Annotated in this window: 5 protein-coding genes; all 5 read right to left on the reverse strand. The window is 34.9% G+C overall.

The window, feature by feature from the left end:
- Positions 1-182: 182 nt before the first annotated feature.
- The 5 genes from sbnA to O0550_RS23025 all read right to left on the reverse strand — a co-directional run bounded on the left by sbnA (position 183) and on the right by O0550_RS23025 (position 10669).
- Complete coding sequence (gene sbnA, locus O0550_RS23005) at positions 183-1157, reverse strand: 2,3-diaminopropionate biosynthesis protein SbnA (protein ID WP_035318819.1); 975 nt, start codon at positions 1155-1157, stop codon at positions 183-185.
- A 59-nt stretch (positions 1158-1216) separates the two neighbouring features.
- Positions 1217-1990 carry a ParB N-terminal domain-containing protein gene (locus O0550_RS23010; protein WP_258427306.1) on the reverse strand — a complete coding sequence of 258 codons (774 nt, stop codon included), beginning with the start codon at positions 1988-1990 and terminating at the stop codon, positions 1217-1219.
- An 87-nt stretch (positions 1991-2077) separates the two neighbouring features.
- Entirely contained in the window at positions 2078-3091 is a 1014-nt protein-coding gene (locus tag O0550_RS23015) for a fatty acid desaturase family protein (protein WP_258427307.1), read from the reverse strand.
- Between the two features lie 100 nt (positions 3092-3191).
- Positions 3192-4625, reverse strand: a complete 1434-nt coding sequence (locus O0550_RS23020) for a serine hydrolase (protein ID WP_258427308.1) — start codon at positions 4623-4625, stop codon at positions 3192-3194.
- A 47-nt stretch (positions 4626-4672) separates the two neighbouring features.
- Positions 4673-10669: a non-ribosomal peptide synthetase gene (locus O0550_RS23025; RefSeq protein ID WP_003343538.1), complete on the reverse strand. Its 5997-nt coding sequence runs from the start codon at positions 10667-10669 to the stop codon at positions 4673-4675.
- Positions 10670-10704 lie beyond the last annotated feature (35 nt).

Consider the following 10704-nt stretch of genomic DNA (forward strand, 5'->3'; position numbering starts at 1 on the left):
TATCAAGAAAACATCCCTATTTTTATTTTATATAATTAGAATAAAAGTTCTATATTGACTATTTCTTCTCTAAAAATGATATTTATTGCTAGAAATAATGTAAAACTCCATAAAAAAAGGATGCCGAACTCTCCAATAAAATTGGGTTCATGGCATCCTTTTAATAAAGTTTAAAAATGATATTATTTACCGCTAGATACTAGTTCATTTATTGATTGGCGAACTTGAGCAACCCACTGTTGATTATAGACAGTGTTAACGTATGCCATGCCATTATCGGGAACTAGAAAAACAACATTAGGTGATTCCTCAAACTGTTTATCCTTAAAATATTGAGAAATTGCATAATAGGAAGTCCCAGAAGATCCACCACCAAAAATCGCGTGGTTTTTAAACAATTGGTAGCACCCCTCGATGGTCTTATCTTCTGGAACATGAATCACTTCATCAATAACTGCTTCTTTTAACAGATCCGGTACCATACTGGAGCCAATCCCCGGTATATAACGCTTTTTCGGCTGGCCTCCAAATATAACAGAACCATCGGTATCTACGGCAATTATTTTGATCTGTGGAAACTTTTCTTTTAATCTTCTGGACACACCTGAAATTGTACCTCCGGAACTTACACCAATAAAGGCATAATCAAGTTCACTGAAATGGACGGCGATCTCTTCACCAAGTCCATGATAATGAGCCCAAAAACAATCAATATTTGCATACTGATTCGTCCAAAAAGAGTCTTCTATTGAGTGGCAAAGTTCTTTAATCTTCTCGATTCTAGTTAATAAAAAACCGCCTGTTTCATCACGTTCAGTTACCTTGATGACGTCATACGAAAAAGTATGCAGAAGATTCTCGTAAATAGGACTAATATTGGGATCAATAATTGGAATAAATTTAACTCCAATTATTTTACATAACGTAGCAAGCGCAACTCCGAAATTGCCAGATGTAGATTCAATCACAGTTGTGTTTTCTGTGATATCGCCTCTCTCAATGGCTTGTTTTAAAATATAATATGCTGCTCTCATTTTGACGCTACCCATCAAATTAATGTATTCTAATTTTACAAATAGATTGATATCCTCATGGTCCAATGTAACCAGGGGAGTATTCCCTATAAGATGGCTGATAGATAAAAGGCGATTGATCATTCTAATCCCTCATTTATTTATATTTCAATCTTAATTTTGTACTTATACAGAAAAATAAGTCATACCTCACATAGATAAACGGATTCTGAATAAAGCCTTAATGATTTTTTCCAGCGGCTCAGTAACTCATTCCATTCATCCTGATGAAAGCATTGGCTCGATAGAAATCTAAGAGGGATCCTTAAATTCAAAAGTCGTCCTTCAACAATGCAACGTGTAACACCTGCTGGCATAATATGACCAGATAATGTAATTTCCTCTAACTGCTTCAAGTCATAACAAGGAAATCGAAGCAGCACCTCCCCTAATAGAGGTAACGATAAGCTAGCATCTTGTGGTAAACGTTTTACAGGAAAAGCATTATTATAAGAATCCACTATGCTATGCCAGTCTTTCAATCGAGTAAGCTTATCATCTCCATTTTTGGAATATATAAAGCTTGTATTTCCATCATGCTCAATAAATTCGACCAAAGGATCTCCATATTGGTTTTCAATTTCCTTAGACCAGTATAGAGCTCTATTTTTCTTCAGCCGACTTATCCACTCCCCGACTGGCAATAAATGATTCCATGCTCCTAGATGACAGTTATCCAAATGTACCATTTGAACAACAACACGACAGCATTGTAATTTCTTCAGGGCTAGGGTACGATGAGCACCATCTAGAATCAGATAGCGACCATCGCTCAATTGTGAAGCAAGAGGTGTATGTCTAAGTACCCCTTCATTCTGTATTAATTGGCAAGTATGAAGAAGACGGGCTTCTTCATGAGATTCATGAAAGCAAATCTGATCGATATCAACTGCTCGCAGGGAAGCTAATACATCCATAGCGTAGACCTCGCTTCTTGTTTTTATGGACTACTAACATAGACTGATAATTGAATAAGAACTCTCATTCAACGCATCCTTTTTTTATTATTTGTGATTTAATTTAGTGACAATATCGTCGATGACAGATCGAAACCCTGGTAAAAAAGTTTTGAAAAATCCAGTACAATGATGTGCCTTTGCATAATCAGCATTGTTCATCAGCACAAGATGAGCTTTTTTCAAGTTATAGTGCGGGATGTAAGGAAAAAGATGGTGCACAATATGGTAAGTATCATGATGTGGATACAAAATCAACCGCTCCAGCCAATTCCCATAAGAGTTTCTGCTCGAATACAGCGGGTCTGAAGTCTCTAAACCAGAATGGTCGGCTAAATCAGACCAAAAACGAATGACTGGAAAAACCGTGACAAGCGGTACAAACCAGTACAGAATTAACTCCAACCAAAAATGATAGATAATGGATAGAGTAATTACAGAGGACCATAGACACAATTTAATGATGTACTCTGCAATCGTTTGATCTTGTTTAGAAAAAAGTCTAATACCCGCACTCAAAACATTCCGAAAAACATGTTTAATGAAAATAGACCCAAAAATATATCGGAAAATAAAATACTTTTTACTGATTACGGCATGGTTTAAACCCATTGCTTTTAATTCAGAAGTATCTGGATCTTTATCTGTCCATAGATATTTATGGTGTCTATAATGCGAATCACAATACGCTTTGTAATTCGTAATAACAGGAAAAGCAATGAAAATAGACCCCACCCACTTATTTAACCACCGACTCTTAAACAGCATATTGTGACTTGCTTCATGCATGAGATTGTCCAACCCTCTCATTCTACCCCCGATCACAATGATAGCTCCTATATACGTCCATAGATTTTGATAGACATGCGCTAACACAATGACGAAGGCAATCAATGACCAATCAAGTCCTAACGCGAAAAAGTTGTACCAATTATTTTTCTTCTGCAAGCCCTTTAATTGATTCATGATATCTTTCGAAAATAAACTTCCCTTATTCGATGTTGCACTTTGTGGGGTGACATCCCGTTGTTCCCATTGCTGTCCTACAATGGCTTCTTTCATTATAAAACCTCCTATAATTTACCTATATTTTTTATTTTTATATATAAAAAAATAAGCACTCAATGAAGTGCTTATCTCGTAAAGATAAAGAACACAGTACTTATATTTCATTACTACTTAATTCTTTTATTGCTAGCTTTGTTTTTTCATTTTCCGGGTTTAACTCTAGTGATTTACGATAGCTCTTAATTGCAAGTTGATCCTCTCCACTTAATCTGTACATTTTCCCTAGACTATCATAAAGGACGTATGAATCGGGAAAGGCAATAATCGAGGCTGTAAGCATTTCAATTGCTTTGTCAAATCTCTTTTCCTTGGACCACTCATGAGCAATAGAATTGCATTCTCCCTCGTTCACAAAAAACTCCTCTATGGCGTTTTTATTGCAGGAACAATATTTTAATGCGGCATCGACATCCGTATGAACTACTTTTCTAGCCAAGTGATGGGCTAATGATTTTTTTATCAGGATAGCTTCTTGTTCTAAGACTATATCTAAAATAGTTGTACATAGCGGCTGTGTGCTCACATAGTCGGAGTTAGTCATAATAACAACAGCGATACCTTCCTCTGGTAAAATCATTAACTCACTACGAAATCCCGTATCACCACCCACATGAGATACCACTTTATTCCCTTTGTAATCACCTAGGAACCAAGACAGACCCATTTCTGTCATAAAGCCATCCCAGCCTGTGTGCACATGACTTTTCCAGAGATCGGCATGACTATCAGGATGTAGGATTGTTTGTCCGTTCAAACTTCCCTTATTAAGATTAGCAATCGCATAATAGCACATTTCGATCGCATTTGAGCATAGCGTAGAGCTTGGAGAATGGATCCGATTATAGGGAAAAATCTTGCTTACCTTTGCAGCGTAATCATTCTTTACATACAAGATATGCGGAGAAGTTAATAAATCAGCTGAAAGAGCTGGTTTATAAAAATGACTTTCTTTCATACCTAAAACTTGTAACACATTTTCTTTCATATAATGTTCAAAAGAAAGCCCTGAAACTTTTGAAATAACATCACCTAATACTTCAAAAGCTGTATCACTGTAACCAAATTTTTCACCTGGTTTCCACATTAAGTCCAGATAGGTAATACTTTTCACATATCTCTCTAAAGCTTCTTCATCATATTGCGGTTTATCCCATTCATAATTAGAATCATTCGGTATTCCAGACGTATGGCTTAATAACTGTCTAATGGTAATATTTTTGTATTTCTCATCTTTTAGTTCAAAATAAGGCAAATATTCAGTTACATAGGAATCTAATTTTACGCTCCCATCCTCAACCAATTTCATAATGGCCAATGCTACAAATGTCTTTGAAATGGAAGCCATATGAAACAACGAGTATTCATTAATTGGTTCTTTCGTATCGACATTCTTTACTCCATAGCCTTTTGCACAAATGATTTTTTTATCCTTTACAATACCTACAGCCAATCCTGGAATAGACTCTTTGTCCATGTATTCCTTGATGATCCTATCTAATAGTTCAATAAAATTACTTTTAATACTCATGATTACCTCCTAGAATATGCATCTTACTTAACCTTTTGTGGTGAGGATTAATTATCCATCTTTTTATTTAAAAATGACTTTATGATCTCAGCAACCCTTTCTACATGTGGATGAGACAGAACAGAATCATGATCACCTGGTACCTCATAGAATTCCAATGGACCTCTCACCATTTTTCTCCAAAGATCTTCTTTTAACAAATGATGATGATTATCTTGTCCTTTTATTACTAGTGTAGGGCTACTAATAAAGCCCAAGCTAATATAATTGGATTTCACTACAAGTTCCCTGCCAAAATAATTTCGTAAATCTTCAACGTTCTGTAAAATAGAAAGTTGTCTTTCCTTTGAAATGGGTTTTGCTTTCTTCATCCACTTTGAATATTTTTCTAAAGTATATTCCTTGTCTTTTTTGCTAATCCTACGCCATGTTTCAATTGCACCTATGATCATACTGTTCACATGTACGAATGACCTGTAAATTCCCTTCCGTATATAGGCTTCATGATCCAATTCGAGTAATGCTGTAACTTTATCCCCCTGTAGTTCTAAAATATTTACCAAGTCATAGGATACAATTCCACCTGTACAATAACCTGCAATAATATAGGGTCCCTCACCCTGTATGGTTCTTATTTCGTTGATGTAATCATGCATCATTTCATAATAACTACTCGAGAATGGTTCCTCTCCATTTAAACCCTTTGGCTGTATTCCATATACGTTGTACTCATCTTCCAATAATTTGGCTAAATCTCGATAAAGGAAAATGTCCCCACCAGCCCCATGTACAATGAAAATATTTTTATCACTTTTACCCTTATTTATTTTAAATACATTCTTAAACTGCCTTCCGTTATTTTCTTTTTGGGCTAAATACTCTGATAACTCAAGGACGGTTTTATACACCATTAAATCAGCAAACGTGACTTCTACTGCTAGTTCCTGCTTGATTCGGTTGGCAACCTGGATTATATTAATGGAGCTTCCACCTATTTCAAAGAAATCATCTTGAATATATATTTCCTCTAGTTTTAATACATCCTTCCAAATCTGTACAATTGTATTGTCATAAAAATTTCTTGGTGGTATTTTTGTTGAATCCTCCCGTATCCCTTCCATACTCAAAAGAGCTTGGCGATCTACTTTACCATTAGAAGTGAGAGGCATCTTATCAAGAAGTACATAAGAGGTTGGTATCATATACTCAGGAAGCTTGTTCTTCAAGCTATTTTTAATTACTTGAATATCTACATTCTGTACCACCATATATGCACAAAGGTACTGTCTTTCAATATCTTCACCACGTACTAAGACAACAGCTTCTTTAATAGAGTCCTGTTGATTAATGATGCTCTCAATTTCACCTAATTCGATCCGATTTCCCCTGATTTTAACTTGATAATCAAGACGTCCTAAATATTCTATAGTACCATCAGGAAGCCATCTACCAAGATCACCTGTCTTATACAATCTTTCATTTTTTTCTCTTGCATAAGGATTAATCGTGAATGCTTTTTTTGTTTTTTCCTCATCATTTATATATCCTCTACCAACACCAATGCCGGCGACAACAATCTCTCCTTTGATTCCAATTGGACATAGTTTCAAATAGTCATCTACAATATAAATAGCTAAATTTTGCACCGTTTTTCCAATTGGGATCTTACCAATATGGGGAAAATCAGACATCACATAATGAGTGATGTCATCGGAGGCCTCCGTTGGTCCATAAGCATTCACCAATTTGATACCTTTATACATGTCGAACCATCTTTTTACTAGTTTTGGTTTTAGTTCTTCACCTGTTACAAGCAAAAATTCAAGATCTGAAAATGCCTTTTTACTTTCCGCTAAATAATTAAGCATAGCATGTAAGAAGGAAGGAACTACCTCAAGGATTGTTATATTATCTTGAATCACTCTATTTACAAGTTCTTCAGGGTCCATCACAGTCTCATTAGAGTAAATGATAGTGGTCCCTCCACATATTAACGCTGCAAAGATCTGCCATACTGATATATCAAAACAGTGGGACGCATTTTGAGCAATAATACTAGATGCTGAGAGATTCAGATCATTTATCTTTGCATATAAGTGATTGACCATTCCCTGATGTTCAACCATAGCTCCCTTAGGTTTACCAGAAGAACCTGAGGTATAAATAATATAACTAAGATTGGTAGGATTAATTCTATTTTCAACCTTTTCTGTCGAGCAAGATGCTACATAATCCACATCACAAACGGAAGAATCTGCTATGTTAATTGGGGCTTCACCTGTTTGTGATAGATAACTTTCTAGTTTTTTCTTTCTAAATATTTCCTGATCCTCATTAGCATCTTCAATCGAATCTAAATAGATAATATGTTCGATTGAAGTACCAGAAGCTAGTTCCGTATAAAATTCCACCCGATTTATATACGGTGATTTTGTTATGATAAAGGTAGCCTGAGAATCCGATAGCATAGTCTTCATCCTGTTTACCGGGAAGTTTACATCAATTGGAATATAAGCTCCTCCAGCTTTCATAATTCCAATTATAGAAGAAAGCATATCAATCGATCTTTCAAAGTAAATTGCAACTAATCCTTCATTTTTGATACCTTTCTCTCTCAATGCGTGGGCAATTTGATTCGATTTTTCATCTAATTCTTTATAAGTTACTTGTTGTTCTCCATGCTTAACCGCAATTTTGTGTGGAGTCTTATTGACCTGTTCTGTCCATATTTCATGTAATGTTTTATCTCGAGGATAATCCACATGTGTATCATTAAAGGCAAATAGCAAGTTATTCTTTTCTTCTTGTGAAAGGATTTCTATCTCAGAAATTTGACATTTTATGTTTGTCCCAATAACCGAAATGATCTGTAAGAAATGGGTAATCATCCTCTTTATTGTATCTTTTTTAAATAATTTGCTACTATATTCTACAAGGAAAGCTATCTCTTCATTCCCTTCATTTGCTGAAAATGCTACATCAAATTTGGCTACCTTACTTTCTTGTTTATATTGTATAAATGTTAGTTCTTCAAATGAAAAGCTCTCTATATCCGCATTCTGTAACGTAAACATGACATCGAATAAAGGATTTCTACTCATATCCCTTTGTACATGTAATTTTTCTACTAATTCTTCAAATTGATAATCTTGATGAGCATATGCTGCCAATGCATTTTCTTTTACTTCTTTTAGGAAATCCTCATATACTTTGCTACCCACAGGGTGATTTCGCATAGCCAGCGTATTAACAAACATACCAATCATTTTGTCTAAATCAGTATGCGTTCTTCCAGAGATCGGACTTCCTATGGTAATATCCTCTTGCCTGCTGTATTTTGCAAGTAAAATAGTGATTGCAGACAATAAAACCATATACATTGTACTACGTGTTTGATGAGCGATTTTTCTTAGATTTTGAGTCATTTCTTTGTCTATAGTAAAACTTATATAATCCCCTTCAAAACTTTTGATGTTTGGTCTTGGGAAGTCTGTCGGCAAGTCTAATACTGGTATCTCATCTGAAAAACGATTCATCCAATACTCTTCCTGCATTTTCATTTCATCCGATGCTAGTAACTGATTTTGCCATTCTGTATAATCCTTATATTGTATCCGTAACTCCTCTAGATCTTTTTGCTCATAAAGAGAAGTAAACTCGTACATCATTATTCCAATCGAAGTTGCATCTGAAATGATATGATGCATATCTGAGAGTAATACATGTTTATCATCCGTAATTTTTACTAAGGTAACACGTAGTAATGGAGCTTTTTCTAAATCAAAAGGTTTAACAAAGCTTTTAACGATCTCTTCTATTTCTGCTTTTCCTTTTTCTATATATTCAATACTGAATTCTACTTCCTTGTTTACTCTCTGAAGTATTCTTTCCTCTTTTGACTCAAAGGAAGTTCGTAGGATCTCATGTCTTTGTATTAGTTTTTTAAAGGCTTTTTCCAGTCTTTTTTTATCAACTTTACCTTCTATCATCAATATATTCGGTAAGTGGTAAGCAGTACTTTCACTATCAAATTGTTGTAGCATATACATCCGTTTCTGAGCGGACGATGCCTCGTAATAATCCTTTTCCTCTATTTGTGGTATTTTTTTATACGTACTTTTTTGTGCTCTTACAATATAGTCAGCTTGTGCTCGAATTGTTGTTTTATCAAATAGTTCCGCAAGAGATATTTCCACATTGCACTCTTTATAGATTGCTGCCATAAGTTTTGCAGCACGAAGGGAGTGCCCACCTATATCGAAAAAATTGCTATCAATACTGATTTTTTCTATTTTAAAAATATCTTCCCAAATATCCGCTACCTTTTGTTCGATTTCATTTGTCGGCGGTACATATTCTTCTTCGGTGATTACGATTTCTAATGATTCTAATTTCTTACGATCTATCTTTCCATTTTGATTCAAGGGAATACTATCTATTTGTAAAAAATGAGAAGGTACCATATTATCTGGTAAATCATTTGCGAGGTACGTTCTTAATAAAGATATGTTTACTTGTTCTTCTGAAATAATAAAGGCACATAAATATTTATTTTGACTTCCATCTTCTTTAGCAATTACGACAGCTTCTTTGATTGCTTGATGTTTTAATAATTTGTTCTCAATTTCGCTCAGCTCAATTCGCATGCCTCTTATTTTTACTTGATTATCTGCACGGCCAATTACCTCAATATTTCCATCAATAAGCCTTCTTCCTAAGTCACCAGTGTGATAAATGATATCATTTGGATTATCTGTAAAAGGATTCTTTATAAAAACTTGATGGGTTAGTTCCCTATCATTTATATAACCTGATGAGATAAATGGCGTACGAATATAAATATCCCCAACTATACCCTTCCCGCACTTTTTGGCATTCTCATTTAAAATATATACCTGCGTATTAGAAATGGGCTTTCCAACTGGTATAATAGCTTTGTTCACATCTTCTTTACTTACCTTATAGAACATTTTGGCTAATGTTGTCTCTGTTGGGCCATATAAATTGACAATTTGTACTCTGGTTCCAATAATATCCATAAACCTTTTTATGTCATTCCCTCGTAATAGCTCACCAGCTAAGAGAATGTGAGTTAGATTCGGTAAAGCGTCCGAACTTTCCAAATGATTAGAGACGACCTTAAACAAAGACGGAACAATATGAACCAAAGTTACCTGCTTATTCTCCAACCAGTTTATTAATCTTGTAGGATGTAAAATAATGTCTTGGTTCTCAGGGATACATAGAGTCCCACCTGCACACAGCGGTACAAAAATATCTCGTAAAAATGGATCAAATGAGATTGGGGTAAGTTGGCTAACTCTTGAGTTCATATCCACTCCCATTTCTCTAATTTCCCAGTCAATAAAGTGTAACAGGCTCTCATGTCTTCCTAAAATACACTTAGGTTTACCTGTTGAGCCTGAGGTAAAATAGATATAACAGTGTTTATTGTCGGAATAAAAATCGATTTCTCTGGATACATCTGTATCATTTCCAATAAAAAAAAGAGGGAGGTCAAACGTATTTTCGATTTCATTAGAATCATTGATATCCTGAACCATAACATTCTGACAGGCTTTAGCCTTTACTCTGCTATTATTCCATTTACCCAGTAAATCGGATGTAGTGATTACCCAATCTGCTTCTACTTCTCCCATCATAAGAGAGATTCTATCTTCTGAAACAGAGGGATCAATGGGAACAAAAATTCCTCCTGATTTCATGATTCCAATTAATGTTTCAATTAATGCAATCCCCTTGTTCATAAAAACAAATACAATCTTATTTTCCTTGTACTGATTCCTAAGAAAATGACATATATGATTAGAGTTCTCTTCAAGTTCTTTATAGGTCCGCTTGTCATCAGCACATTCTATTGCAATCTTTTCAGGGGCATGTAGTGCGAATTCCCTTATCCTTTTATCAATGGTATTTCTATCAACACTTATGAAACTCATAACCTCATCTCCAATATTCTTATTTAATCTGCATGTCTTTTCAGCAAATTTTGTTTTTAGATACAATAAAAAGAGAGGCACCATTACCTCCCCGCCCAAAATGGAATAGGTTCCTTTTT

Source organism: Brevibacillus halotolerans, from assembly GCF_026891775.1.
GTDB classification, from domain to species: domain Bacteria; phylum Bacillota; class Bacilli; order Brevibacillales; family Brevibacillaceae; genus Brevibacillus_B; species Brevibacillus_B halotolerans.